22 protein-coding genes and 3 tRNA genes are annotated in these 24,817 nt (G+C 74.3%); 13 read left to right on the top strand and 12 right to left on the bottom strand.

The features are described from left to right. Positions 1-146: 146 nt before the first annotated feature. Positions 147-1,445, bottom strand: coding sequence for a 2-C-methyl-D-erythritol 2,4-cyclodiphosphate synthase (gene ispF / locus MF605_RS10235; protein WP_134415925.1), 1,299 nt, complete (start codon positions 1,443-1,445; stop codon positions 147-149). Positions 1,446-1,577: 132 nt separating this feature from the next. Further along, positions 1,578-2,060, bottom strand: coding sequence for a CarD family transcriptional regulator (locus tag MF605_RS10230; protein ID WP_036384689.1), 483 nt, complete (start codon positions 2,058-2,060; stop codon positions 1,578-1,580). A 201-nt stretch (positions 2,061-2,261) separates the two neighbouring features. Between MF605_RS10230 and MF605_RS10225 the strand changes: the two genes are divergently transcribed. After that, positions 2,262-2,813, top strand: coding sequence for a hypothetical protein (locus tag MF605_RS10225; protein ID WP_036384688.1), 552 nt, complete (start codon positions 2,262-2,264; stop codon positions 2,811-2,813). Positions 2,814-2,904: 91 nt separating this feature from the next. Here the strand turns inward: MF605_RS10225 and MF605_RS10220 are convergent, their stop codons facing one another. Next, a complete protein-coding gene (locus MF605_RS10220; protein ID WP_041104721.1) occupies positions 2,905-3,585 on the bottom strand; it encodes a response regulator in 681 nt (226 codons plus the stop codon). After that, the gene (locus MF605_RS10215) at positions 3,582-4,811 is read right to left on the bottom strand and encodes a sensor histidine kinase (protein WP_036316036.1); all 1,230 of its coding nucleotides are present in this window, start codon (positions 4,809-4,811) and stop codon (positions 3,582-3,584) included. The genes MF605_RS10220 and MF605_RS10215 overlap by 4 nt, the downstream gene beginning before the upstream one ends. 163 nt (positions 4,812-4,974) lie before the next feature. On the opposite strand from MF605_RS10215, the gene phoU reads away from it, so the two are divergent. Continuing rightward, the gene (phoU, locus tag MF605_RS10210; protein WP_036316039.1) at positions 4,975-5,643 is read left to right on the top strand and encodes a phosphate signaling complex protein PhoU; all 669 of its coding nucleotides are present in this window, start codon (positions 4,975-4,977) and stop codon (positions 5,641-5,643) included. A gap of 61 nt (positions 5,644-5,704) precedes the next feature. Here phoU and MF605_RS10205 read toward each other — a convergent pair whose 3' ends face one another. Next, complete coding sequence (locus MF605_RS10205) at positions 5,705-6,463, bottom strand: phosphoglyceromutase (RefSeq protein ID WP_063189350.1); 759 nt, start codon at positions 6,461-6,463, stop codon at positions 5,705-5,707. A 49-nt stretch (positions 6,464-6,512) separates the two neighbouring features. On the opposite strand from MF605_RS10205, the gene MF605_RS10200 reads away from it, so the two are divergent. Continuing rightward, positions 6,513-7,355, top strand: coding sequence for a hypothetical protein (locus tag MF605_RS10200; RefSeq protein ID WP_060974309.1), 843 nt, complete (start codon positions 6,513-6,515; stop codon positions 7,353-7,355). Between the two features lie 25 nt (positions 7,356-7,380). Here the strand turns inward: MF605_RS10200 and MF605_RS10195 are convergent, their stop codons facing one another. Continuing rightward, entirely contained in the window at positions 7,381-7,677 is a 297-nt protein-coding gene (locus MF605_RS10195; RefSeq protein ID WP_036384680.1) for a DUF2516 family protein, read from the bottom strand. An 81-nt stretch (positions 7,678-7,758) separates the two neighbouring features. Here MF605_RS10195 and tmk point away from each other — a divergent pair, with 81 nt between their 5' ends. Further along, positions 7,759-8,418: a dTMP kinase gene (gene tmk, locus MF605_RS10190; protein WP_134415927.1), complete on the top strand. Its 660-nt coding sequence runs from the start codon at positions 7,759-7,761 to the stop codon at positions 8,416-8,418. Continuing rightward, on the top strand, positions 8,415-9,605 hold the full coding sequence (locus tag MF605_RS10185) for a DNA polymerase III subunit delta' (RefSeq protein ID WP_036384674.1): 1,191 nt from the start codon (positions 8,415-8,417) through the stop codon (positions 9,603-9,605). Before tmk ends, MF605_RS10185 begins: the two co-directional genes overlap by 4 nt. Before the next feature lie 29 nt (positions 9,606-9,634). Here MF605_RS10185 and MF605_RS10180 read toward each other — a convergent pair whose 3' ends face one another. Beyond that, positions 9,635-10,369: an HAD family hydrolase gene (locus tag MF605_RS10180; protein WP_044658508.1), complete on the bottom strand. Its 735-nt coding sequence runs from the start codon at positions 10,367-10,369 to the stop codon at positions 9,635-9,637. A 181-nt stretch (positions 10,370-10,550) separates the two neighbouring features. Here MF605_RS10180 and MF605_RS10175 point away from each other — a divergent pair. Next, a tRNA-Thr gene (locus MF605_RS10175) sits at positions 10,551-10,624 on the top strand. A 74-nt stretch (positions 10,625-10,698) separates the two neighbouring features. Here MF605_RS10175 and MF605_RS10170 read toward each other — a convergent pair. Then, a complete protein-coding gene (locus MF605_RS10170; RefSeq protein WP_044658507.1) occupies positions 10,699-11,148 on the bottom strand; it encodes a hypothetical protein in 450 nt (149 codons plus the stop codon). Then, positions 11,145-12,206 (bottom strand): NAD(P)H-quinone oxidoreductase, encoded by a 1,062-nt coding sequence (locus MF605_RS10165; protein WP_081097720.1) that lies wholly within the window; start codon positions 12,204-12,206, stop codon positions 11,145-11,147. The genes MF605_RS10170 and MF605_RS10165 overlap by 4 nt, the downstream gene beginning before the upstream one ends. Positions 12,207-12,343: 137 nt before the next feature. Between MF605_RS10165 and MF605_RS10160 the strand changes: the two genes are divergently transcribed. The 3 genes from MF605_RS10160 (at position 12,344) to MF605_RS10150 (ending at position 17,620) form a co-directional block, all read left to right on the top strand. Then, positions 12,344-12,431, top strand: a tRNA-Ser gene (locus MF605_RS10160). A gap of 142 nt (positions 12,432-12,573) precedes the next feature. Next, on the top strand, positions 12,574-14,838 hold the full coding sequence (locus MF605_RS10155) for a bifunctional metallophosphatase/5'-nucleotidase (protein WP_134415929.1): 2,265 nt from the start codon (positions 12,574-12,576) through the stop codon (positions 14,836-14,838). Between the two features lie 31 nt (positions 14,839-14,869). Then, positions 14,870-17,620: an ExeM/NucH family extracellular endonuclease gene (locus MF605_RS10150; protein ID WP_208857703.1), complete on the top strand. Its 2,751-nt coding sequence runs from the start codon at positions 14,870-14,872 to the stop codon at positions 17,618-17,620. A gap of 84 nt (positions 17,621-17,704) precedes the next feature. Here the strand turns inward: MF605_RS10150 and MF605_RS10145 are convergent, their stop codons facing one another. Then, on the bottom strand, positions 17,705-19,660 hold the full coding sequence (locus MF605_RS10145) for an FAD/NAD(P)-binding protein (RefSeq protein ID WP_134415931.1): 1,956 nt from the start codon (positions 19,658-19,660) through the stop codon (positions 17,705-17,707). Between the two features lie 291 nt (positions 19,661-19,951). Between MF605_RS10145 and MF605_RS10140 the strand changes: the two genes are divergently transcribed. Further along, entirely contained in the window at positions 19,952-20,830 is an 879-nt protein-coding gene (locus MF605_RS10140; protein ID WP_049146144.1) for a PRC and DUF2382 domain-containing protein, read from the top strand. Between the two features lie 196 nt (positions 20,831-21,026). Further along, positions 21,027-21,115: transfer RNA gene (locus tag MF605_RS10135), tRNA-Ser, on the top strand. 80 nt (positions 21,116-21,195) lie between these two features. Here MF605_RS10135 and MF605_RS10130 read toward each other — a convergent pair. Continuing rightward, on the bottom strand, positions 21,196-22,047 hold the full coding sequence (locus MF605_RS10130) for a hypothetical protein (protein WP_134415933.1): 852 nt from the start codon (positions 22,045-22,047) through the stop codon (positions 21,196-21,198). Positions 22,048-22,242: 195 nt separating this feature from the next. Between MF605_RS10130 and MF605_RS10125 the strand changes: the two genes are divergently transcribed. Further along, a complete protein-coding gene (locus tag MF605_RS10125; RefSeq protein WP_242821282.1) occupies positions 22,243-23,358 on the top strand; it encodes a polysaccharide deacetylase family protein in 1,116 nt (371 codons plus the stop codon). Positions 23,359-23,454: 96 nt separating this feature from the next. Continuing rightward, a complete protein-coding gene (locus tag MF605_RS10120; protein ID WP_242821281.1) occupies positions 23,455-23,607 on the top strand; it encodes a hypothetical protein in 153 nt (50 codons plus the stop codon). A 45-nt stretch (positions 23,608-23,652) separates the two neighbouring features. Here MF605_RS10120 and MF605_RS10115 read toward each other — a convergent pair whose 3' ends face one another. Beyond that, complete coding sequence (locus MF605_RS10115; protein WP_279638162.1) at positions 23,653-24,804, bottom strand: MFS transporter; 1,152 nt, start codon at positions 24,802-24,804, stop codon at positions 23,653-23,655. Positions 24,805-24,817 lie beyond the last annotated feature (13 nt).

Raw genomic sequence — 24,817 nt, 5'->3', positions numbered from 1 at the left:
CGTGAGTCATGAGTGGGTCTTCTCGGGCAGGTCGGTGGTGTAGGAACTTCCATCCTGCGGGAGAGGCCCACTCGTCTCATCTCAGCCCGGTACCCATGTCAAGAACCTCATGACCCACAACACCTAGTCGGTGCGCCGACGCGGGCTCAGGCCGCGGGGACGACGAGCGCGGTCGCGATCCCGACCAGCCCCTCCCTGCGCCCGATGAACCCCAGCCGGTCCGTGGTGGCGGCGGAGACGGACACGGGGGCCCCGCCGAGGGCGGCGGAGAGGGCGGCCTCCATCTCCGCGCGGCGCGCGCCCACCTTGGGCCGGGGGGCGACCACCTGGACCGCCACGTTCCCGACGGCGACGCCCGCCTCCGTCAGCAGGCGCAGCACCTCGCGGAGCATGTCCGCGCCGGAGGCGTCCGCCATCTCCGGCCGGTCGACGCCGAACACGGCCCCGAGGTCGCCGAGGCCGGCGGCGGAGAGCAGGGCGTTGCACGCCGCGTGGGCGGCCACGTCCCCGTCCGAGGTCGCGGCCACGCCACGCTCGCCGGGCCAGTGGATGCCGCCGAGCCACAGGGGCCGGGGGGCATCCTCGGGTGCCCACGCGTGCACGTCGGTGCCGATCCCCACGCGCGGCAGGGGGGCGGCCGCGGCGGGGCGGGCGGGCTGGTCCATGGGAGTCTCCTCCTGGGGGATGCGGCGGGCGAGTTCGAGGCGGGCGAGGTCGAGGTCGGCGGGGGCGGTGACCTTGAACGCGGCCGGGTCGCCGGGCACCACCACGACCTCGTGCCCCGCGGCCTCCATGACCATCGCGTCGTCGGTGAGCGCCGCGGCGTCGAGCGTGGGGTCCGTGCGCACGGCCTCGTGGGCCGCCAGCAGGGTGTCCAGGTCGAAGCCCTGCGGCGTCTGGATCGCGCGCAGGCCGGCGCGGGCCGGCGTGGCCGCGACGACGTCGACGCCGCCCCGGCCGGGGGTGACCTGCTTGACGGTGTCCGTCAGGGGCAGGCCCGGGACCGCGGCGACCGCGCCGGTCCCGAGCGCCGCCGTCACGGCCCCGAACACGCTCGGCGGGGTCAGCGCGCGGGCCGCGTCGTGGACGAGGACGCGGCGGGGCGCCCCCGCCGGGGCGAGGTCGGCCAGAGCGCGGGCGGCCGCGGCGAGTCCGGCGCGGACCGAGTCCGCGCGCTCGGCGCCGCCGGGCACGCAGTGCACGGGCACGTCCAGGTGCGGGCCGGCGTCGACCTCGGCGGCCACGCGGCCGGCGTCGGCCTCCACCGGCGGGGTGAGCACCACGACGGCGTCCAGGGCGAGCCCGGCGGCGCGCGCGGCGGCGACGGAGGCCAGGCAGTGGTGCAGGAGGGTGCGGCCGTCCGCGAGGGGGGCGAGGGCCTTGGGCAGCCCGGCGCCGAGGCGGGTGCCGGCGCCGGCGGCGGCGATCACGAGGGCGGTGGGCATGGCCTCATCCTAGGGAGCGCGCCGGGGTCCGTGGCCCGGGACCCCCATGGCGGCGACGGCCGTGGCCGGGGACGAGACAGGGGAGGGGCCCGCGTCGTGGACGCGGGCCCCTCCCCTGTCGTGTGCTGCTCGTCAGCCCTCGAGCACCTTGTCCAGGCGGCCCTCGGCCTCCTCCTCGGTGACCTTCTTGGCCAGCGCCAGCTCGGACACGAGCACCTGGCGGGCCTTCGCGAGCATGCGCTTCTCGCCGGCGGACAGGCCGCGGTCCTGGTCGCGGCGCCACAGGTCACGGACGACCTCGGCCACCTTGTTGACGTCGCCGCTGGCGAGCTTCTCCAGGTTCGCCTTGTAGCGGCGGGACCAGTTGGTGGGCTCCTCCACGTGCTCGGCGCGCAGGACCTCCATGACGTGCTCGAGCCCCTCCGCATCCACGACGTCACGCACGCCGACGAGGTCGACGTTCTCCGCAGGGACCTCGATGGTCAGGTCTCCCTGCGCCACCTTGAGCTTGAGGTACATCTTCTCCTCCCCCTTGATGGTGCGCATCTTGATCTCCTCGATCCGCGCAGCACCGTGATGGGGGTAGACGACGGTCTCTCCGACCTCAAAAACCATGTTGTTGTGCCCCTTTCAGTCGTCTCATTCTATCATGCGGCCTCGTCATGCCGCGCGCGCCGTCACATCGTCGGCCTCCGGATGTGATAGTGGACGACCCGGCGCCACGGGCCGGCCGGCGTCCCGGGATGCGGTAGCCTGACCTGGCAGGACCCCTGCCTCGGGGCTCCTGAGCACGTCATCGCACCTGAGGAGACCTCTGTGAAGAACGCATCCCGGCCCGCCCGGCGCCACCTCGCCGCAGGTGCGCTGGCCGCGGTCGCCCTGCTGGGCGCCACCGGCTGCTCCGCCGTGAGCCCGATCGCCACCGCCATCCAGTACTCCCCCTCGGACGGCATCAACGGCCAGGAGCAGGACTTCCTGAGCTACCGCAACCTCGCCCTCGTCGGCGACGGCGAGTCGGGCCCCGCCCGCCTGATCGGCACCGTGGAGAACACCTCCGGCCAGGATCAGACCTACACCTTCCAGGCCGAGGGCGGCGGCTCCGCGACCCTGAAGGTCCCCGCCGGCGAGAGCCGCAAGCTCGAGGACGAGGCGAACACAACCGTCCTGGAGCGCGAGGGCGTGTGGGTCGGCGAGAACCTGCCCGTGACCGTCTCCGGCAACGGCGGCACCGCCGACCTGGCCGTCCCGCTGCTGAGCGCCACCCAGGAGCAGTACCGTGACCTGCTCCCCGAGGGAGTCGAGCCCTCGGAGGAGGATCTCGTCGGGCACCTCCACGAGGAGACCCACCACTACGGCGAGGAGCACTGACCTCCGCCGGGCCTGCGCCCGGCACGCCACGGCCCCGGCCCCACCGCGAGGTGGAGCCGGGGCCGTCGTCGTCCCGGGTGCAGCGCGCCGGTCAGGCCTCGAACTTGTAGCCCAGGCCGCGCACCGTGACGAGGTAGCGGGGGCTCGAGGGATCGGGCTCGATCTTGGAGCGCAGGCGCTTCACGTGCACGTCGAGGGTCTTGGTGTCCCCCACGTAGTCGGAGCCCCACACGCGGTCGATCAGCTGGCCGCGGGTGAGCACGCGCCCGGCGTTGCGCAGCAGCATCTCCAGCAGCTCGAACTCCTTGAGCGGCAGGGACACCTGCTCGCCGTCCACGGAGACGACGTGCCGCTCGACGTCCATGCGCACGGGGCCGGCGCTGATGGTCGCCGACATCGGCTCCTCCTGGTCCCCCTGACGGCGCAGCACGGCGCGGACGCGGGCCACCAGCTCACGCGAGGAGTACGGCTTGGTCACGTAGTCGTCCGCCCCGAGCTCGAGGCCGACGACCTTGTCGATCTCCGAGTCCTTCGCGGTCAGCATGATCACGGGGACGTTGGAGCGCTGGCGCACCTGACGACACACCTCGGTGCCGGACATCCCCGGGAGCATCAGGTCCAGGAGGATCAGGTCCGCGCTGTCGCGCTCGAAGACGCTCAGCGCCTCGTTGCCGTCGGCGGCGACGGTGACCTCGAACCCCTCCTTCTCCAGGAGGTAGGACAGGGGGTCGCTGAACGACTCCTCGTCCTCCACGATCAGAATGCGGCTCATGCGCTCGTCTCCTTCCGGGTCGGGGGTGCGGCCGAGGCGGTCACCCGGTGACCGCGCCGCTCGGTGACGTGGGCGGCACCCGGCGCGCCGTCGACGGCGACACCGTCCCCCCACTCGGGCAGGCGGATGGTGAAGGTCGACCCGCGGCCCGGCTGGGACCAGAGGGTGACCTCCCCTCCGTGGTTGATGACGACGTGCTTGACGATGCTCAGCCCCAGGCCCGTGCCGCCCGTCTGACGCGACCGCGCCGCGTCCACGCGGTAGAAGCGTTCGAAGACCCGCTCCTGCTCCTCCGGGCTGATGCCGATGCCCTGGTCCGTGACGGTGACCTGCGCGAGCCCGTCCACGGAGCTCAGGCCGATGCCCACCGTGGTGCCCTCCGGGGAGTAGCGCACCGCGTTGTCCACCAGGTTGCGCACCGCGGTCATCAGCTGGTCCTGGTCCCCGTGCACCACCGCGTCCACGCGGCCGCCCACGCGCAGCGCGATGCCGCGGTCCTCGGCGGTCAGGCGCAGGCGGTCCACGGCGTCCGCGACGACGGCGTTGAGGTCCACGGGCCCTCCGTCCTGGACCACGTCCTTGGCCTGCAGCCGGGAGAACTCGATGATGTCCTGCACGAGGGCCGTGAGCCGGCGGGACTCGACGCCCAGCCGTGCGGCGAAGCGACGCACCGCCTCCTCGTCCTCCGCGGCGTCGCCGATGGCCTCGGAGAGCAGGGAGATGGCGCCCACCGGCGTCTTGAGCTCGTGCGAGACGTTGACGACGAAGTCGTGGCGCATGGCCTCGGTGCGGGTCACGTCCGTGCGGTCGTCGGCGAGGATCAGGATGTACTCCTCGTCCAGCGGGGCCACGCGCAGCTCGACGACGAGGCTCGACTGCCCGAGGGGTCCTCGGGGCAGCTCCATGCGGCGCTCGACGATGACGCCGTCGGCCCGCACGGTCCGCGTGAGCTCCCGCAGCTGGTCCTGGACGAGCGAGTGCCCCCGCACCAGGCCCAGGGCGTAGGCCGCGGGGTTCGCGCGCACCACGCCGTCGACGTCGTCCACCACCGCGTACGCGCGGCCGACCACGGAGAGGACCTCGGCGGCGCCCGGCGCCAGGGTGGGTTCGCCGACCGTCAGGTCCACCGTCCGCGAGCGCTCGGACGCCCGGAAGGCCAGCATGGAGGCCACTCCGGTGAACAGTCCGACCGCTCCGCACAGCAGGCCGATGATGACGGGATCCACGGCACCAGACTAGCCTCTGGCGGCCCGGAGACGGGCTGCCCCGGCCCCGCCAGACGCCGGACGATCGGCGTTCATGGGCCGTTCATCTTGCCCTGCCAGGGTGGACCGTTGCCCCGGGGAGTCGGGGTCGGCGGCGCACGGGCGTCGCCGGGGAGAGGAGACCATGCGCGAGCTCTACCGAGCCGACCTCGAACGGCTGGGCCGCGACCTGACCGAGATCGCCCGCCTCGTGCACCGCGCCATGATGGACGCGCAGGCCGCCCTCGAGGCGGCCGACGTGCACGGCGCCGAACGGGTCATCTCGGAGGACGCGCGGATCGACCAGCTGCAGGAGTCCCTCGACGAGCAGGCCGTGCGCATCCTGGCGCTGCAGGCGCCCGTGGCCACGGACCTGCGCACCGTCGTCGCCACGCTGCGGATGAGCTCCTCGCTCGAGCGCATGGGCGACCTCGCCCGCCACGTGGCCCAGCTGACCCGGCTGCGCTACCCCGAGCACGTCATCCCGGAACAGGTCCGGACCGTGATCACCGCGATGTGCGACGCCGCCGTGGAGGTGGCCGAGGAGGTCGTCCTGCTGCTCGAGACCCAGGACCTGGCGCACGGGGACCGGATCGACGCCCTCAACGAGGACGTCAACGCGCTGCACCTGTCCGTCTTCCGCGCGATCGCCGCCCCGGACTGGAGCGCGACGCCGGCCACCACCACGGACGTCACGCTGGCCTCGCGCTACCTCGAGCGGTTCACGGACCACGGCCTGTCCGTGGCCGCCAAGGTGCGCTACCTCGTCACGGGCGAGTGGGCGACCCACCGCCCGGACGCCACCGGCTCCTGACCGTCCCCGACGCCACGGGCCGGGCCCCCGGCGGGGTCCCGGCCCGTCGTCGTCGGACGCGTCAGTGCGCGGAGCCCTGGGCGGCCACGGCGGCGGCGCCGGCGGCGGCGGCCTCCGGGTCGAGGTAGCGGCCGTTCGCGGTGATCGGCTTGAAGTTCTGGTCCAGCTCGTAGACCAGCGGGATGCCCGTCGGGATGTTCAGGCCCGCGATGTCCTCGTCCGAGATGCCGTCCAGGTGCTTGACCAGGGCGCGCAGCGAGTTGCCGTGCGCGGCGATCAGCACGGTCTTGCCGGCCTTGAGGTCGGGCAGGATCTGCTCCTCCCAGTAGGGCAGCAGGCGGTCGATGACCTGCTTGAGGGCCTCGGTGCGGGGGGCGTCCTTGCCCAGGTCCGCGTAGCGCTCGTCGCCGATCTGGGAGAACTCGGAGTCGTCGTCCAGGGCGGGCGGCGGGGTGTCGAAGGACCGGCGCCAGACCATGAACTGCTCCTCGCCGAACTCCTCCTTCACCTGGGCCTTGTCCTTGCCCTGCAGGGCGCCGTAGTGGCGCTCGTTCAGGCGCCAGCTGCGCTTGACCGGGATCCACTGGCGGTCCGCGGCCTCGAGGGCCAGGTTGGCCGTGGTGATGGCGCGCTTGAGCAGGGACGTGTGGACCACGTCCGGGCGGATGCCCTCCGCCTCCAGCAGCTCACCGCCGCGGGCGGCCTCGGCGCGCCCCTTCTCGGTCAGCGGGACGTCCACCCAGCCGGTGAACAGGTTCTTCTCGTTCCATTCGCTCTGACCGTGCCGCAGCAGGACCAGCGTGTACGTGGTGTTCGCCATGTCACCATCCTAGGCGGACCCGTCCCGCCGCTCCCCTACGCTGGAGCCCATGGTGGAGAAGGCCCGGCGGCTGCGCGCGCGCACGACGCCCGGCCCAGTCCCGGCACGGGGCCCGCAGGGCCACATCACCCGCGGCACGACGGCGGCGCAGCGGATGCGCCGGGTGGACCGCTGGCTCACGGACGTGCACGGCCCCCTGCTGCGGCGCACTCCCCGCCCGCTGGCCGTGGACCTGGGCTTCGGCGCGGAGCCGGTGACCGCCGTCGAGATGGCCCAGCGGCTGCGCGTGCAGAACCCGGCCCTCGAGCTGGTGGGCCTCGAGATCGACCCCGCTCGGGTGGCCCGGGCGCGGGAGCGGGCCGGCGGCCTGCCGGGGGTCACCTGGGCGGTCGGCGGCTTCGAGCTGCCCGTGCCGCGGCCGCCCACCGTGGTGCGCGCGTTCAACGTGCTGCGCCAGTACCGGGAGGAGGACGTGCCCGCGATCTGGTCCCTGCTGTGCGCGGGGCTCGCCGACGACGGCGTCCTCGTGGAGGGCACCTGCTCCGAGGACGGCCGGCGGGCGGCCTGGGTGGACCTGCGTCGGGACGGGCCCGCGAGCCTGACCGTGGCCCTCAGGCTGGGGTCCTTCGCCCGCCCCTCGGACGTGGCGGCGCGCCTGCCGAAGGTCCTCATCCACCGGCACGTGCCCGGCGAGCCCGTCCATCGGCTCCTGGCGGAGGCCGACGCCGCGTGGGCCGCGCACGCCCCGCTCGCGGCCTACGGGACGCGGCAGCGGTGGCTGGCGACGGTCGGCACGCTCCGCGCGGCGGGCTGGCCCGTGCTGGGCGGCCCGCACCAGTGGCGGCGCGGGGAGCTGAGCGTGCGCTGGGCGGCGGTGGCGCCGTCGTCATGAGGGCGGCGCCGACGGCGCGGGACCCTCAGCGGCGCAGGGCCGGGCCCATGTCCTGGCGGGGGCCGGCGAGGTAGACGCACGCCACGCACGCGGCCACGAGGCCGAACATGCCCATCCCGCCGCCGGCGAGCACGCCGAGGAGCCCGACGACGGCGGCGACGCCGGTGAGGATCAGCCAGAAGCTCCTGTCCCGGCCCCCGATGCGGGCGAAGTCGTCGGGGCGGCGCCGGACGACGTCCACCAGCGCCCAGACCTCGAGCCCGAGCGCGGCGATCGCCAGGACGCGGAACAGCCAGTGGTCGACGAGCAGGGCGAAGTGCATGGGGGCGCTCATGCCGGTCAGTCTAGGCGGTCGGCCCGGCCGGGTTCCCTCCCCGTCCGGGGCGGCGTCTAGGCTCGAGGCGTGAGCACCCAGACCGAGCATCGCGGCCTGTTCGTCGCCGTCGAGGGACCGGACGGATCCGGCAAGTCCACCCAGGTCCGCGCCCTGACCGAGGCCCTGCGCGCCGCGGGCCACGAGGTGGTGCTCACGCGCGAGCCCGGCGGCTCGGACCTGGGCGAGACGCTGCGAGAGCTGCTGCTGGACCCCGGGCACGCCCCCGTGGACCCCCGCACCGAGGCGCTGCTGTTCGCCGCGGCCCGGTCCGCCCACGCCGTCCGCACGCTGCGCCCCGCGCTGGCCCGGGGCGCCGTCGTCGTCACGGACCGGTATGTGGACTCGTCCGTGGCCTACCAGGGCGCGGCGCGCGGGCTGGGCGAGGCGCGGATCGCCGCCCTGAACGAGTGGGCCACGGACGGCCTCGTCCCCGATCTGACGGTGCTGATCGACGTGGACGCGGCCACCGCCGCGGACCGGCGTGACCGGCGCGCGGCGGGGGGCGAGGGCACCCCCGACCGCATGGAGCGGGAGACGGCGGACCGGCACGAGGCCCTGCGCGCCGCCTTCCTCGCGCGCGCGGCGGCCGCGCCCGAGCGGTACCTCGTGCTCGACGGCGCGCTGCCGCCGCAGGAGCTCACCGCCCGCGCGCTGGCCCGCGTCACCGCCCAGGCGGCCGACCGATGACGGCCCCCGCCCCCGCCGTGTTCGCGGACCTCGCGGGCCAGGAGGCCGCGGTGGCCCAGCTGCGCCGCGCCGCGGCCGAGGACCGTCCCACCCACGCCTGGATGTTCACGGGCCCGCCCGGCTCCGGCCGGTCGACGGCGGCGCGTGCGTTCGCCGCGGCCCTGCAGTGCGAGGTCGCGGACCCGGCGGCGCGCGGCTGCGGCGAGTGCCACGCGTGCCGCACCGTCCTCGGCGGCACCCACCCGGACGTGACCGTGCTGGCCACCGAGGCGGTGAGCTATCGGATCGAGGACGTCCGCGCCCTCGTGGAGGCCGGCCAGTCCACCCCCGCCACCGGGCGCTGGCGGATCTTCCTCATGGAGGACGCGGACCGCATGACGGAGCGCGCCACGAACGTGCTCCTCAAGGCCATCGAGGAGCCGCCGGCCCGCACGATCTGGATGCTGTGCACCCCGTCCCCCGCGGACGTGCTCCCCACCGTCCGCTCCCGCTGCCGGCTGATCACGCTGAGCATCCCCGCCGTGGAGCAGGTGGCGGAGCTGCTGCACCGCCGCGACGGGCTGGACCGCGAGACGGCGCTCACCACCGCCCGGATCTCCCAGTCGCACGTGGGCATGGCCCGCCGCCTCGCGCGGGACCCGGAGGCCCTCGAACGCCGCGAGCGCATCCTCTCCCTGCCGCTCCAGGCCACCGCCGTCTCCGACGCGATGGCCCTGGCCGCCACGTTGGCCGAGGTGTCCAAGGCCGAGGCCGAGTCCGCCGCCGAAGCCCGGGACGCCGAGGAGCTCGAGGCACTGCGCCGCTCCCTGGGCCTCGAGCCCGGCGAGCCCGTCCCGCCCAAGCTCCGCCACCACGTCAAACGGCTCGAGGAGGACCAGACCCGCCGGCGGCGCCGCGCCGTCCGGGACTCGCTGGACCGGGCCATGATCGACGTCATGGGCCTGTTCCGGGACGTGCTGCGCGTGCAGCTGGGGGCCGACGGCGAGCTCATCAACGAGCACCGTCGGGACGAGATCGAGGCGTACGCCCGCGGCACCGCCGGCGACTCGGCCGAGGTGCTCGCCCGGATCGACGCCGTCACCACGGCCCGGGAGCGCATCGCCGCCAACGTGCCGGAGCAGCTGGCCCTCGAAGCCATGATGCTGGCGCTGCTGCCCCGCCGGGTGCGCACCCCGCGACGTCGCTGAGCGGCCGCGCGGGGCGGGCCGGCGCCGGCTCAGCGGGTGCGGACCACCAGGTCCGGCACGTCGGCCAGGCCCGGCACCACCCGGTCCGCGCCCGCCGCCAGCAGGACGTCGTCCGCGTCGCGACCCGTGCGCACGCCGACCACGAGTCCGGCCCCCGCGCGGCGCCCGGCCGTCATGTCCTCCGCGGTGTCCCCGACCACGAGGACGCTGCGGACGTCGTCGTGGTCGAGACCGAGCAGGGCGGTGAGGATCATGTCCGGGTGGGGGACGCCGCGGCCGGCGTCGTCCGGGGAGAGGCTCAGATCCGCCAGGCCCATCCACCCCAGCGACTCGAGGATCATGTTCTGGGTGTGGCGGGCGTAGCCGGTGCAGAGGCACACGTGGAGGCCGAGGGCGCGCAGGCGGACGAGCGCCTCCTCCGCGCCCGGGACGGCCCGGACGCCGTGCTCGGCCAGCAGCGCGTCGAAGGCCGCCTCGAACGTGCGGGTCGCCGCCGCGGCCACCGCCCGGTCGGCGAACACGCGGGGGAACACGGCCGTGCGCGAGGTGGGCCGGAGCGCGCGGAACCGCCGAGCGGCGTCGTCGTGCTCCGGCGTGCCCGCCGGGACGCCGTGCTGGTCCAACGTGCGGGCGAACGCCGTGTCCTGGAGCCCGTGCTCCACGATGGACGTGCCGGACATGTCCACCACGGCCAGGCGGAGGGGCGCGGCTGACGAGGCCGCGGCGGGGGGTGCCGGGGTGCGAGGGGCGTGGGGCAGGCTCATGCGTCTCCCGTCGACGGTGTGTGCCCACCAGGGAACCGTCCCCGTCTGGCCGCGGCGTGGCCTGGGGGTGAACGCCTGCGGAAGGCGCGGGCCACAGTCGGTGGCCCGCGCGCCCGGCCGTGCGGTGGAATCGGGGCCGCGAAACCGGTATGCTCGTCAGCCGTGGCCGTTCACGGTCCGTGCCTCCTTAGCTCAGCTGGCCAGAGCAGCTCCCTCGTAAAGAGCAGGTCGCCGGTTCGAATCCGGCAGGGGGCTCCCCCGGACCCCGCCGCGTGATCACGCGGCGGGGTCCTCTCGTCTTCGGGCCGGCCGTCCGGGGCGCGCCGCCGTCAGAGCCCGGCTCCCAGCTCCTCCGCCCGGTCCAGGTGGCCGAGGGTGCGTTCGGCGTGCCGGCCGACCGACTCCGCCGAGCCCTGGCCGAGCCGGTACAGGGCGAGGGCCTGGGCGGTGGCGGCCAGCTCGTGTGCGGCGCGGGAGAGCTCACGGTGGACGTCGGCGGCCTCGGCCGGGATGTGCTCGCCGTCGCCCTCGTGGTCCCGGTGCAGGCGGACGCACAGGGCACGGACCGCGGGGAGCCGTTCCGTGAGGACGTTGCCGGCGTGGACCACGCCGTTGCGCTCCTCGTGGCTCAGCACGTCCGTGCCCCGCTGGCCCTCCAGCACCTGCCAGTAGCGGTCCAGGGCCCGGCTGAGTCGGTCGTGGGCACGGCGCCACAGCCCCGTGCCGAGCTCGCGGTCGTCGGCACGCTCCTGACGGAAGCGTGCGAAGGGCCCCCTCATGCGCGGTCGCCGGACGGCCGGCGCGCGTCGGCGGGGTCGGTGACGAGCACGACCTTGCCCGTGCGGGTGGCGGAGTCGAACCAGTCGAACGCCTCGGCGGCCTCGGCGAGCGGGAAGCACGCCCCGACGCTCGCGTCGATGCGGCCCGCCGCCACCAGGGGCCACACGGCACGTTCGGCCGCGGCCACGATCCCGGCCTTGTCCACGACCGAGCGGGAGCGGAGCGTCGCCCCCGTGAGCCAGCCGCGCTTGACCACCAGCTTCATGATGTTGAAGTCCTCCGGGACGGCGCCGCCCTGGACCGCGAGCGTCACGATGCGTCCCTCGGGGGCGAGCGCGGACACGTTGGGCGCCAGGTACGGGGCGCCGACGACGTCGAGGATGACGTCCGCGCCGTGGCCGTCCGTGACCTCCTTGACCCACGGGGCGAAGGCACCGGACTCGGCGGCGCGGTGGTCGAACATGTGCTCGGCGCCCAGCCGCCGGCCGAGCGCCACCTTCTCCGGGCCGCCGGCGGTGCCCAGCACCCGTGCACCGAGCGCGGCGAGGAACTGGACGGCGAAGGAGCCGATGCCGCCGGTGGCGCCGTGCACGAGCACCCGGTCCCCGGCCTGCACGCCCGCACGGCCCACGAGCGCCGAGTGCACCGTGCAGGCGACCTCCGGCAGGGCCGCCGCCTCGACGAGGCCGACGCCGTCGGGGACGGCCATGAGCTGGCCCGCCGGCACGGCGACGTACTCGGCGAAGCCCCCGCCGGCCAGGAGCGCGCACACCCGGTCACCGACGGCGAAGCGCCCCTCACCCGGCATCCCGGCCTCGGGTCCCAGCGCCGCCACGGTGCCGGAGACCTCGAGCCCGGGGATCTCGGAGGCGCCGCGCGGCGGCGGATAGCGGCCCTCGCGCTGCGCGATGTCCGCGCGGTTGAGACCCGCGGCGGCCACGTGCACCAGCACCTCGCCCGGGCCGGGGTCCGGCACGGGCTCGTGGCCCACGCGGACGACGCCGTTGTCGCCGGCGCCGGTGAATCGCACGGCGCGCATCTGTGCGGGGACGTCCATGGGGGTCTCCTCCTCTGGTCGGGGGTCGAGGGTCCATCCTCGCGCGCGGGGGGCCGGACTCGCCACCGGTCGCCCGCCGGGCCACGGGCTAGAGTGGGTCCTCGACGCGGCGGCCCACGCCGTCGCGGTCAGGCCCGGGATGGTTGTCCGAGCGGCCGAAGGAGCCGGTCTTGAAAACCGGTGTGCGGTGACCCCGTGCCGAGGGTTCGAATCCCTCACCATCCGCGTGCACACGACGAGAGGCGGCGGGCCGGACGGCCCGCCGCCTCTCGTTCACCTGGGGGCCACCTGGATGTGGTGGACTCGGCGCGTCACCCCGCCGTCCACCGGCGGCGCACCTCTGTCATCACGCATCCCGGGGAGAGCCATGCCCAGCCTGTTCCGCCGCCGTGCCGTCACCACGGCCGCCTGCACCGTCCTCGTCCTCGCGCCCGCGAGCGCGGCGCCCGCCCTGGCCGTCGAGACGGCCGCCGCGGACGAGACCACCATCTCGATCCTGTCCTTCAACGACTTCCACGGCGCGCTGTCCGCGGACTACATCGGCACGCAGTTCGCGGACACCGTGGAGGACTACCGCACCGCGTTCGAGGCCGAGCACGGCGCCGGCTCCACGCTGCTGACCAGCGCCGGCGACCTGATCGGTGGCTCGAAGTCCGTGTCCAACGTGCAGCAGGACAACCCGACGATCGACGTGATGAACGCGCTCGGCCTGGCCTCGCTGACCGCCGGCAACCACGAGTTCGACAAGGGCCTGGACGACCTGCAGGGCCGTGTGGAGTCCCGGGCCCAGTTCCCGGTGCTCTCCGCCAACCTGGTGGACCCGACGAGCAAGGAGCCCGTCCTCACCTCGCACGCCGTCTTCGACGTCGACGGCGTGCGCGTCGCGGTCATCGGCGCCTCCCCCAACGAGCTGTACGCGACCACCACCGGCGCGGGCCTGAAGGGCAACGAGGTCCTCGACGAGGTCGCCGCCGTGAACGCGGTCGCGGACGAGCTGGAGGCCCAGGACGCCGCCGACGTGATCGTGGCCTCGTACCACGACGGCGCCGCCGGCGCGGGCGAGCTGGCCGCCGAGCGGGCGGCCCGGGCCGAGTTCGACCGCATCGTCGGCGAGACCTCCTCCGCCGTGGACCTCATCTTCAACGCCCACACCCACCAGCTCTACCAGTACGACACCGTGGCCGGCGGCGCCCACCGCCCCGTGATCCAGGCGGGCGCCTCCGGCAGCCACCTGACCGCCGTCGAGCTGACCGTGGGCGCCGACGGCGAGGTCACCGGGCTCACCCCGCGCCTGCTGGCCCGGTCCACGCAGGCCCCCGCCGAGGCCGCCGCGGAATCCCCCGTCACCGCCCAGGTGTACGCGATCGAGCAGGAGGCCGTCGCGGTCTTCGAGGACCTGCAGGGCGAGGTCGTGGCCGACCTGTCCGCCTCCATCACCACCGACTACCAGAAGCTGATCGACGCCGGTGGGTCCTGGAAGGCCGGCGGCACGCGCGCCGCCGAGACCACCCTGGGCACCTGGGTGGGCGACGCCGTCAAGCACGCCGCCGAGCAGGCGAACCCCGAGGTGGACCTCGGCGTGACCAACCCCGGCGGCCTGCGCTCCGAGCTGCTGACGGACCGCTTCACCGACGGCGGCGCGTTCCCGGCCAAGCCGGCCGACCTCGTCGGTCGCCTCACCCTGGGCGAGCTGCTCGACATGGCGCCGTTCGGCAACACCATCACCTACTTCGACATCCCGGGCTCCTCCATCAAGCTGGCCCTCGAGGAGAACTGGCGGAACGACGTGCGCAAGTTCACCCTCGGCTGGTCCGAGGAGCTGACCTGGACCTACGACGAGTCCCGCCCGCAGGGGGACAAGGTGACCGGCGTGTGGATCGACGGCGAGCCGCTCCAGGCGGACCGCATGTACACGGTGGCCAGCCAGTCGTTCCTGGCCGACGACACCTGGACGACGCTCGGGGACCCGACCAAGGCCCCCGACGGCTACACCGCCTTCGCGACCGGCCGCCAGAACTTCGTGAACATGGGCCTGCTGGACTCCCAGGCGATCACGGACTACGCCCGCGCCCAGGACGCGGCCCACGGCGCCGTCGCCCCGGACTTCGGCAAGAACGGCGTGCCGGTCACCGACGCCCCCGCCTCGGTCGAGGCCGGGCAGGCCGTCGGCCTGACCCTCGGGGACCTCGTGGTGGACTCCGACGGCGCCCCCGCGGCGACCGCGGTCGACGTCGCCTTCCGCACGGCCGACGGCACCGAGACCGCCCTGGGCACCGTGGCCGTCCCCGCGGGCTCCGAGACCGTCACGCTCTCCGGGATCACCGCCCCCGCCGCGGCGGGCACGGGCGAGCTCGTGATGACCGTGCGCTACGCCGACGGCAGCACGACCGTGGTGCGCCATGCCCTCGAGGTCACCGCGGCCCCGTCCCCCACCGAGCCGGAGCAGCCCGCCCCGACCCACCCGGGCAAGGGTCATGGCAAGGGCCATAACAAGGGCGCCGACCACCCGGGCAAGGGCCGCGTGAAGGGCGAGGACCACCCGGGCAAGGGCCGCGGCGTGCAGCGCGGCGCCGCCACGCACCCCGTCTTCTCCGCCCATGCCTGGCTGACCGCCGCGGGCCTGCCGCGCTGACCCATCGAGAGAGATCGAGACTGAGGACGACATGACCCCCCTGCCCCGCTTCGCCGCGCGCACCGCGGTGACCACCGCCGCCCTGGCCCTGCTCGCCCCCGCCGTGGCCCTGCCCTCCCAGGCCAGCCCGGCCGGCGACTCCCTCGTCATCAACGAGGCGTACACCAACGGCGGCTCCGCGAACGCCGTGTACACCCACAAGTTCGTGGAGCTCTACAACCCCACCGACCAGCCGATCAGCCTCGACGGCTGGTCCCTGCAGTACCGCTCCGCCGCCGGCACGGCCGCGACCCAGGGCACGGTCGCGCTGTCCGGCACGGTGCCCGCGAAGGGCCACTTCCTGGTCTCCGGCGGCTCCAACGGCACCGCGGGCGCCGCCCTGCCGGAGGCGGACCTCGTGGCCGGCGGGGCGTTCAACCCCGCGGGCACCAAGGGCACGATCGTGCTCGCGCGCCAGGCGGGCACCGTGACGGACCTGCCGGTCGGCTCCGTGGTGACCGGTCAGGTGCCGGGCGTCGCGGACGTGCTCGGCTACGGAGCCACGAACACCTTCGAAACGGCGGCCGCCGGCGCCCCCTCGGCCAACGCGGACCCGAAGTCCCTCACCCGCACGAACGGCGTGGACACGGACGACAACAGTGCCGACTTCGCCGTCACCGACCAGGTCACCCCGACCAACGCCGCCGCCACCGGCGGCGAGCCGACCCCGGAGCCCGAGCCGGATCCGGAGCCCGCGCCGGCCCTGACGATCGCCCAGATCCAGGGCGACGGCGCGGCCACCCCCTACGCCGGCCGGCAGGTCACCACCACCGGCGTGGTCACCGCCGTGTACTCCACGGGCGGCTACGACGGCTACTACATCCAGACCGCGGGCACGGGCGGCTCCGCCGAGGACGCCACCCCCGGCGCCTCGGACGGCCTGTTCGTCTACTCCCCGGACACCGTGGGCTCCGTGGCCCTGGGCGACCACGTCCAGGTGACCGGCGAGGCCGCCGAGCACTACGGCCTCACCCAGGTGCGCGTGGGCGCGGGCGGCGTGACGCCGGTGGCCGAGCCGGCCGCCGTCGCCCCGACCGCCGTCGACTTCCCGCTCTCCGAGGCCGACCGCGAGGCCCTGGAGGGCATGCTCCTGGCGCCGACCGGCGAGTGGACCGTGACGGACAACTACGACCTGAACCAGTACGGCTCGCTGGGCATCGTGCCCGGCACCGAGCCCCTGCCCAACCCGACCTCGGTGGCCGCCCCCGGCGCCGAGGCCCAGGCCGTGGCCGCGGACAACGCGAGCCGCCTGATCGTGCTCGACGACGGGGCCACCACGAACTTCATGCGCTCGCCGGGCAACCAGAATCCGCTGCCGTACCTGGACGCGGACCAGCCGGTGCGCGTGGGCGCGGGCCTGGAGTTCACCACCGGAGTCATCCTCGACTGGCGCTTCGACGCGTGGTCCTTCCAGCCGCTGGGCCACCTCACCGACGCCACGGCGGCCGCCGTCCAGCCCGTGACGATCGAGGACACCCGCCCGGCCGAGGCCGCCCCCGAGGCGGTCGGCGGCAACGTCACCGTCGGCAGCTTCAACGTGCTCAACTACTTCACGACCCTGGGTCAGGACGTGGCCGGCTGCAGCGCCTACCGCGACCGCGCCGGCAACCCCGTCACCACGAACGGCTGCCTGCCGCGCGGCGCCTACACCTCCGAGGCGTTCGCCCGCCAGCAGGAGAAGATCGCGGCCGCGATCAACGGCCTCGGCACCTCGGTGGTCGCGCTCGAGGAGATCGAGAACTCCGAGAAGTTCGGCCTCGACCGGGACCACGCGCTGGCCCACCTCGTGGAGGCCCTCAACGCGCAGGCCGGCGAGCAGCGCTGGGCCTACGTGGCCTCCCCGACCGTGCGTCCCGCGCTCACGGACGAGGACGTCATCCGCTCCGCGTTCATCTACCAGCCGGCCGAGGTCACCCCGGTGGGCGAGTCGGTGATCCTGGACGACCAGACGAACTTCGACAACGCCCGCGAGCCGATGGCGCAGCTGTTCCGCGCCGCCGACGGCACGTCCGAGGGGGCGGCCGGCACCGAGTTCGTGGCGATCACCAACCACTTCAAGTCCAAGGGCGGCTCCGGTGCGACCGGGGGCAACGTGGACGCGGGCGACGGCCAGGGCGCGTACAACGCGGACCGCGTGGGCCAGGCCGAGGCCCTCGTGGCCTTCGCCGAGCGCATGAAGGCCGAGACCGGCACCGACCGCGTCCTGCTCATGGGCGACTTCAACGCCTACGAGAAGGAGGACCCGATCCGCGTGCTCGAGGCGGCCGGGTACGTCTCGCAGGGCGCGCTCACGGGCGAGTACTCGTACGCGTTCGGCGGCGCCGTCGGCAGCCTGGACGGGATCTACGCCTCGCCGTCGGCGGCGACGGCGATCACCGGCCAGGACATCTGGATGATCAACGCGAACGAATCCGTGGCCCTGGAGTACTCGCGCCACAACTACGTGGCCGAGGACCTGTACTCCGCGGACCAGTGGCGGTCCTCGGACCACAACCCGATCTTGGTGGGCCTCCAGCTCGACGCGCCCGTGACCGAGCCGACCCCGGAGCCGGAGCCGGAGCCCTCCCCGGGCGAGACCTGCGACGGCGTGACCGATCCGCGCGGCGTGCCGGGCAAGCCCGCGAACTCCGTGCGCGAGTGGCTGCGCTGCGTGGGCGCGACCCCGGGCCACGGCGGTGACCACCCGGGCAAGGGCCACGGCCCGGAGCACCCCGGCAAGGGCCGCGGGCCGGCCCGTCCCTGACGGGGCGCGGGGCGCCGCCCCCGGCATGACGACGGCGGGGCCGTCCGGGATCCACCCGGGCGGCCCCGCCGTCGTCGTGGGGGCTCAGCCGGCGAGCACGGCCGCCGCGGCGGCGTCGGCGTCGGCGAGGAAGAGGGCACGTCCGGTCGGATCGGCCCCGGCCTCGGCCGCGATCGCGGTGCCCCACTGCACGCCCGAGAGCTGCAGGCCCAGCACGAACACGTCCGCGTGGACCGTGCCGTCCGCGGCCCGCAGCCGGTACGGGCGGGCCGTGACGTCGAAGCCGGTGGCGGGCACGCGCACACCCTCCTCGTCCTCCCACGTCCCGGCCGCGGCGACGCCGTCCGCCAGCATCTGACGGACCAGCGGGGAGGCGGCGGCCTGCACGCGGTTGGGCGGCATCATCGCCTCCACCAGCCAGGCCCCCTCGACGACGGCGGGCCCCAGCGAGTCCTGCGCGCCCACCTGGGGGCTGTGGGCGGTGAATGCGTGTTCCTCGGCCTCGACCACGGGCGCGGGGCCGGCCCAGGTGAGCAGGCCGGCCCGGTGCACCGCGAGCATCTGTTCGACGCGCCACAGGGGCGGGCCGGAGGCGAGGCCCTCGACCAGCGGCTCGAACCAGCCCTGGACGTCCCGGATGCGGGAGGCCTCGGCGATCCGGCCCTCGGCGATCCACGCCTTGATCCGCAGTCGGCCGGCATGGAGCGCGCCGACGGCCATCATGAACGGGGACTCCTCCCCGAGGGCGGCCTCCACGCAGGCCTGCTCCATGAGGTCCGCGACGGCCCGCTGATAGTCCTCATGGGAGGTGAACACGGCGTCCTCGAACGGGGACCCATAGGCCAGGATGTCGAGGAAGCGGCGGCCGGGGGCGTACCGCTGGAGGAGCTCCTCGGCGTGCGCGGAGGTCACGGGGGCGCCGCGGCCGGCCTCCTCGAGCTGGCCGACCAGCTCGCCGAGGAACCGGCGCGCCTCGACGGGCCCGCCGAGGATCTCGGGCTGGGCCCGGACGAGCGTGGCGTAGTAGTGCCGGACCACGTCGCGGTGCAGCAGCGGCCAGAGGTGCTCGGCGAGGTCCAGGGCCCCGTGCCGGGCGGCGAGGTCGTCCACGGCGGCGTCGGAGAGGTAGCTGAGGGTGACGCCGCGGGGCACGAAGGCGTCCACCTCGGCCTTGGGCAGGTACGGGATGCCGCGGCGGGACATCAGGTGCAGGCGCGGCTCGTCCCCCGACGGCTCGTACCGCAGGGCCCGGCCGGGTCCGTCGCCGGTGCGGCGGTACACCCCGCCCCGGCCCTGGGTGAGCTGGGCCAGCAGGTCGAACGCGTTCAGGCCCATGCCCCGCACGAGGACGTCCGCCCCGGCCTCCACGGTCTCCCAGTCCACGTCCGAGGGGATCTGCGGGCCCTGGTAGTGCAGCTCGTCCCTGCTCCGCGCGGCGGCGGCCATCCGGTTCTGGCCGGGGCTGAGCTCCGCCGGCTGATGGCCCAGGCAGAGCACGACGGCGTCCGCGTCGAGCGCGGAGACCGCACCGTCGGCGTCGCGCAGCTCGAGGCGGGCGCCGCCGTCGGGCCGGGGGTGCAGGGCGGTGGCCTCCGCGCGGTGCTCGACGACCTCGACGACCTCGGGGCGGGCGCGCAGCCCCGCGACGACGTCCTTGTACAGGTGCCGGAGGTAGCGCCCGTAGACCGCTCGGGCCGGGTACTGGTGGCGGCGTACGCCGAGGCTGGCCTCCGGGTGCACGCGACGCCACTGGTCGAAGGTCTGGGCGGCGGTGGAGGGGCGCAGACCGGGGTTGTCGGCGGCGCACGCGGTCGGGAAGAACGCGGGGGTGTTCATGAGGTACAGCTCGGACTGGTCCGTGCGCCACACCCGCCCTGGCCCGGGCGGGTAGGGGTCCACGACGTCGATGCGCAGCCGCCGGGGGTGTGCGTCCGGGGCCGCGCCCTCGAGCCGGGCGAGGATCCGCTCCAGCAGCATGACGCCGCGGGGGCCGGCTCCCACCACTGCGAGGCGGCGCTCGGCCACCAGGGGCTCGGACATGGGGCCTCCACTCTCCTCGGGATCGTTTTCACGCCTGCGGCGCGCATATTCCACACAATATCGGTGGCCGTCAAGGGTCGCGAACCGCATGCGCCACACTCCCACCGATCCCCCAGGATCCACAGCAGGCACGGACGGAGGATCCGCGTAATCATGCGGATCACACCGAGATTCTGGGAGAAGTCTGGGAATTGGGAATCTGGGGGGCCAATGGTTGACGCCACTCGGGCCCATGGGGAATTGTGAATGAGCGTAAGGCAACAAAACACCAATTCAGAAGGAGAATTCCTCATGGACCGCAACGCTCTCGACCAGCTGCAGAACTCCACCGTCTTCGCCACCGACGGCGACAAGATCGGCTCCGTCGGTCAGGTCTACCTCGACGACGTCACCAACGAGCCCACCTTCGTCACGGTGAAGACCGGCCTGTTCGGCGCCCGCGAGACCTTCGTGCCGCTGCAGCAGGCCCAGACCACCGCCGACGGCATCACGGTGCCCTTCGAGAAGTCCTTCGTGAAGGACGCCCCGAACGTGGACGCGGACGGCTCGCTGACCCCCGAGGAGGAGCAGCGCATCTACGAGTACTACTCCATGGAGTACTCCGCCGCGGATCACGACGGCGACGTGCGTCGTGACGACGTGCGCACCGACGCCGGCGCCGCCGGCGTGGCCGGCACCGCGGGTGTGGCCGGCGTGGCCGACCGCCGCGACGAGGCCGTCGTGGACGGCGACCGCCGCGACGTGACCGACCGTGACCGCCGCGACGTGACCGACGCCGACTCCGTCGTCGTCAAGGACGAGCACCTGAACGTCGGCACCGAGCGCCGCGCCTCCGGCCGTGTCCGTCTGCGCAAGCAGGCCTACACCACCACCGAGACCGTCGAGGTGCCCGTCACCCGCGAGGAGGTCGTGGTGGAGCGCGAGTCCGTCGACCCGAACTCCGCCGAGGCCCGCACCGCCGGCCGCGACGGCGACGTCGAGGTGACCACCTACGAGGAGACCCCGGTCGTCAACAAGACCGTGGACGCCGAGAAGGTCTCCCTGGGCAAGCGCCAGGTGCAGGACACCGAGACGGTGACCGAGGAGGTCCGCCACGAGGACGTCAAGGTCGACGGCGACGCCACCGATCGCGACCTCGACGGCCGCAACGACCGCAAGGATCGCATCTGATCTGAACGGACGCGTCGGCCTCAGGCCGGACGACTGACAGATCACGCGGGGCCCCGGATCCATGGATCCGGGGCCCCGCTCGTGCGCGGTGGTGATCCGTCCGTGAGCACGCCGCTCCTTTGCCCTGCCCTGGCCTGGCGCGCTAAGCTGAACCGGTCTGACCGCGCGTCGCCCCGTGCGAGGCGCGCCGGACGGAGGAGACGTGCCAGAGCGGCCGAATGGACTTCACTGCTAATGAAGGGCTCGACGAAAGTTGGGCCGGGGGTTCAAATCCCCCCGTCTCCGCGAGAGAGGGCCGGAATCCACGCGATTCCGGCCCTCTTCGCGTCTGCGCGCGGGGACCTGACGTGTCGACCGGCTGGTGACTAGCCCTCCCCGCGGCGCTCGCGCATGCGGCGCAGCAGCTCGTACGCCTCCGGGACGGAGAGCTCCGAGTGGCTGGACAGCTGGACGGCGGCGGACTCGAGGTTGCCGTCCCGCACCATGGCGGAGAGCTGGTCGCGCAGCCACGGCGGCAGGTCCTGCGAGGAGAGCCGGACGGACTCCGTCCCCCGCATCACCTCGACCTCGAAGGGGAGCTCCTCCTCGGCGGGGGCGGCGGTCCACTCGGCCGGGACGGTCAGGGTCGTCAACTCGTCGGCGGACGGCGCCGTCGGACGCGGCGCGGCCGAGGCGTGGTCGGTGTCCTGCCGGGCGTCGTCCTCGGCCACGGCGTCAGAGGTCTCGCGATCGGGCGTCTGGGCGTCCGGCTCCCCCCGCCCGCTCGAATCCTGTCCGGGCCGCTTCGGCCCGGGGGTGTCGGCCGGGGCCGCGTCGTCCCGGTGGGGCTCCCCATGATCGGCGGGAACGGGCCCCGCGACTCCGGCGGACGTGGCGTCCGGTTCCTGCGCCGGCTCGGAGTAGACCTGCGGATGCACGGCGAGGGACTGCACGTCCATGACGGCGTCCTTCAGGCCGCGCCCGGTGTGGGCGCGGTAGTCGCGCACGGCCTCCATCACGCGGCTCTGGGCGATGTGCCCGTACACGCGCCGATGGGCGTCCTCGTCCAGCAGCCCCGCTGCCAGACGCGCCCGCTCCGGTCCGATGTCCAGCCCGCGGCCGGACGGCGTGCGCTGGTCCGCCGCCTGACGCGCTCGACCGGCCGACATCCACCGGGCGGCGGCGAACGCGAGGGCGCCGATGACGACCACCGCGAGGACAGGGACGAGATATTCCATGCCTCCAGTCTAGGTGTGGCCCGCGAGGGCCATGCCGGCGGCCGCGGCGCCACATCACAACCTGGTCACAGTTCTGCCAGGGCTCCAGAGCCACCGAGGGCCTCGCCTACGGTGGAGCGTGGAGTTCTCCGTGCCTGGTCACGGCGGCCAGGGAGGAGACACTCCGCCCGCCACTCGACCGAGCCAGGAGACCGCATGTCCTTCCCCCGCCCGTCCGCCCGCACCGTCGACACCCCCTCGCCCCGGCGACGCCGCTGGTGGGGGACGTCGGTGGCGCTCGCCCTCGTGCTGGTCGGCTGCGCCGCCCCGCAGGGGGACGAGGGGACGGCAGCCGGGTCCTCCGGCGCCACGGACGCTGCCGTCTCCTCGCCCGCATCTGCGGACGGATCCGAGGCCTCGTCCTCGCAGGGACGGTCCTCGGATGCGGCCTCCTCGCAGGCTGCGGCGTCGTCCGGCGAGGGCTCGCCGTCGGCCGCCGCAGACCCCGCGGGCCCCGCGGTCCCCCTGGCCGCCCGCTCCCATGAGGGCGTGCCGATGCGGGCCTTCACGGCGGAGGAGCGCCCGCCGCAGTTCGTCCTCTTCTCCTTCGACGGCGGCCGTCAGGACGCGCGCTGGAAGACCTTCCTGGACGCGGCGGCGGACTCCGACGCGAAGTTCACGGTGTTCCAGTCCGCGATCAACCTGATCGAGACCGCCAACCGGGAGAACTACACGGCGCCCGGCAACGAGCCCGGCTACGTGGGCACGGAGTTCGGCGGCGACGAGGCCGAGGTGGCGCAGCGCATCGAGAACATCAACACGGCCCACGCCGCCGGCCACGAGATCGGCACCCACTACGCGGGCCACCTGTGCGCGCCCACGAGGTACGGCGCAGACCAGTGGTCCACGGCCGAGTGGGAGCGGGAGTACGGCTCGTTCGCGGACATCCTCTCCGACCCCGGCGCCTACAACCCGGGCAGCTCCCTGCCGGCGCTGGAGGTCACCCCCGACGACGTCAAGGGCGGACGTCTGCCCTGCCTCGACGGGGAGTGGGACCAGCTCGTCCCGATGTGGAAGGACAACGGACTCGAGTACGACACGTCGCGTGCCGCGGCCGCCTCCGGCGTCGCCTGGCCCTACCAGGAGGACGGGATCTGGGAGTTCGAGATGCCGATGACCTGGTCCCCCGTGCTCGCCGAGAAGGACGCGGCCAGCCCGTTCGTGATGGCGATGGACTACAACTTCTGGATCTCCGGCAACGGCGGCAAGGACATCCCGGAGGACGTCGCCCGACTCACCGACTTCCAGTACCGCACCTACCGCTACATGTAGGACTCGGCGTTCGCGGGCAACCGCGCCCCGCTGGTCTTCGGCAACCACTTCAACGACTGGGGTCTCAACGCGTTCAACCCGGCTGTGGAGAAGGTCATGCGCGAGGTCTGCGTCGAGGAGGACACCTACTGCGTGACCTACCAGCAGATGATCGCGTGGCTCGAGCTGCAGGACCCGGAGGTCCTCGCCGCCTGGCGCGACCAGGCCCGGTCCGCCACCGGCACGGATGCCGAGGCCCTCGGCTGGTGACCCGCGGGTCGGCCCGCTGACACCCGCCCCCACGACGGCCCCGGCTCAGCGCGCCGGGGCCGTCCCGCGTCCGCGCAGCACGACGACGGCGCTCACCAGGGCGGTCAGCACCAGGGCCAGGACCATCAGCACCGTCCCCGGCCACCCGTGGGACTCGTGGAACACGCCGCCCAGCCAGCCGAAGAGACTCGAGCCGGCGTAGTACGCGAAGTTGTACAGGGAGGTCGACTGGGCGCGGCCCGTGGGGGCGGCCGTCCCGGACCATGCGGAGGCCACGGCGTGGGCGGCGAAGAACGCGCCCGTCACGAGCACGAGGGCGGGCACCAGCACCGCCGGATGCGGGACCAGCGTGAGGGCGACGCCCGCCGCCATGGCCGCCGTCGCGCCGGCCAGGACGGGCAGCCGTCCCACCCGCGCGGCCAGCCGGCCCGCGCGCGGCGACGACCACGTGCCCGCGAGATAGGCGAGGAAGACGAGCCCGGCCGCCGTCGGCGTCCAGGAGAACGGCGGGCCGAGCAGGCGGTACCCCACGAAGTTGTACAGCGCCACGAACCCGCCCATCAGCAGCGCCCCCTGCAGGTAGACGGCGACGAGCTCCGGCGAGCGCAGGTGACCGCGCACGATGCGCACGAGCGTCGCCGGGGAGGTGGGCGACGGCGTGAAACGTCGGGCACGCGGCGTGATCGCCAGGAAGCCGACCGTGCACAGCACCCCGACCACGGTGACGGCCAGCATCCCGCCGCGCCACGAGGACGCCTCCGCGACGGGCAGGGCGAGGAGCCGGCCGGAGAGCCCGCCGAGGGTGGTGCCGGCGATGTAGGTGCCGGCGGCCGCCGCGACCGCGTGCGGGACCACCTCCTCCGCCAGCAGCGCCACGGCGAGTCCCGCGACACCCCCGTGCGCCATGCCCTCGAGCAGGCGCAGGCCCAGCATGGCCTCGAACGTGGGTGCGAGGACGCCCGTGAGCGCGCACGCACTGGCGGAGACCATCGAGACCACCATGGCGCGTCGGCGGCCCCACCGGTCCCCGGCCACGGACCACGGCACCACCGACAGGGCGAGGCCGAGTGTGCTGGCGGAGACGAGCAGGGCGGCACGGTCCGCGGGGACGCCCAGGTCGTCGCTGACGAGCGGCAGCAGGCCCTGCGGGGAGTAGAGCTGGGCGAACGTGGCCACCCCCGCCAGGAACAGCCCGATCAGCAGCCTGCGG

The sequence above is a fragment of the Micrococcus luteus genome (assembly GCF_022664405.1).
GTDB classification, from domain to species: domain Bacteria; phylum Actinomycetota; class Actinomycetes; order Actinomycetales; family Micrococcaceae; genus Micrococcus; species Micrococcus luteus.
The sequence above is the reverse complement of the archived record's forward strand: the minus strand, read 5'-3'. Positions and strand labels throughout refer to the sequence as shown.